The organism is Camelimonas fluminis, from assembly GCF_014656355.1.
In the GTDB taxonomy this organism is placed as follows: Bacteria; Pseudomonadota; Alphaproteobacteria; order Rhizobiales; family Beijerinckiaceae; genus Camelimonas; species Camelimonas fluminis.
Genome location: NZ_BNCG01000095.1, coordinates 1,951 through 3,391, shown reverse-complemented (window position 1 = coordinate 3,391; position 1,441 = coordinate 1,951). Strand labels below are relative to the sequence as shown.

Genomic DNA, 1,441 nt, shown 5'->3' with positions numbered 1-1,441 from the left:
ATCATGTCAATCGGACTCCGCAAATGGGCGCATGGGTTCTGATCAGAGAGTCTTGGTATATGTGCTAAATATAGGGAGCTCCACCGGTGACAGCGATTACAGCGCCTGAAACATAGCTCGACATGGGTTCGGCCAGCATGACATAGGCCGAAGCCAGCTCGACCGGCTGGGCTGGGCGGCCCATCGGATAGTTGGCGCCGAATTCTCTCACATCCTCCTCCGACATTGTGGAGGGGATAAGCGGGGTCCAGACGGGGCCGGGGGCTACCGCATTCACGCGTATGCCCTTCCTGGCTACGAGTTGCGCCAGACCTGCGGTAAAATTCACGATAGCGCCCTTGGTAGTGGCGTATGGCAGCAGTGAGGGGTTCGGTCGGTCGGAGTTGACCGAGGCAGTGTTGATGATGACGCTCCCGCTTGGCATCTGGGTTATTAGGGCCTTTGACAGGTAAAACATGGCATGAATGTTGATGTCGAAGGTGTGTCGCCACGCGTCGTCGTTGATATTATCAAGCGAGTCATACTGCGCTTGTTGAGCGGCATTATTAACGAGAACGTCAATCGTACCTAACTCGGCCATTGCTTTCGCGGCAATGAAGCGACAGTGCTCCGCGCCTCCAATATCTCCTGGTAACAGAACGCATTTACGACCTGCTTCCTGTACGAGACTGGCAGTGGAAGCTGCATCCTCACCCTCATTGAGAAACGACAGCGCCACGTCGGCGCCCTCGCGCGCAAAAGCTATTGCCACGGCTCGGCCAATTCCACTGTCGCCACCAGTGATCAAAGCACGTCTCCCTGCTAACCTGCCGGCACCGCGCCAGCTCTTTTCCCCGTGATCAGCTGGTGGATTGAGTTTGCCAATGAGGCCCGGAGCGCTCTGCTGCTGCCTTGGAAATGGCGGCTTGGGATAGGAGTGCATGGCGGACGTCCTTTCGTTAGAAATGAGAGACGGTCACAGGCGCCTTAGGGGCTCAAAGAATGCGCGGTTTATGGCGAAAGGGCCGTTCCTTCTGCAAAGCAACCATCTCGAACGCCATGCGGTTCCTGTCGAACGAGAAAGAGCCATTAGCTCCGGGCAATTGTTTGCGATATTGGCGGCTAAGTACATATTATTTTTGTAAATGAGCGTCCGGGTGCCTAATATTCATTCAAAAAATGGAGATGGTGGAACTGATTGGTCTCTTAGGGCCTTATCCCTCCACAGCTAGAAACTGGTGGAGGGACTGAGATGCGCATTCCGATGCTTGCATTCATTCTGGTGTCTATGACGGTTGCAGCTTCAGCTCAGCCGCAGCCCGCGAACCCTGATCCGAAGACGCCAGCGGTCACAACCAAAACCACGCCGCCGCCATCCCAGCCCGCAAAAGGTGCGAACAGCTTCACTGAAGACCAGGCGCGTAAGCGTTTTACGGACGCAGGCTTTACCGCAGTCAGCGGT

Annotated in this window: 1 protein-coding gene and 1 pseudogene; one reads left to right on the top strand and one right to left on the bottom strand. The window is 55.6% G+C overall.

The annotated features are described in order from the left end of the window. Window positions 1-64 precede the first annotated feature (64 nt). Window positions 65-922, bottom strand: a complete 858-nt coding sequence (locus IE243_RS22335; RefSeq protein ID WP_191321494.1) for an SDR family oxidoreductase — start codon at window positions 920-922, stop codon at window positions 65-67. A 309-nt stretch (window positions 923-1,231) separates the two neighbouring features. Between IE243_RS22335 and IE243_RS22330 the strand changes: the two are divergent. Next, window positions 1,232-1,441 (top strand): annotated as a pseudogene (locus IE243_RS22330) (PepSY domain-containing protein); the annotation flags it as partial.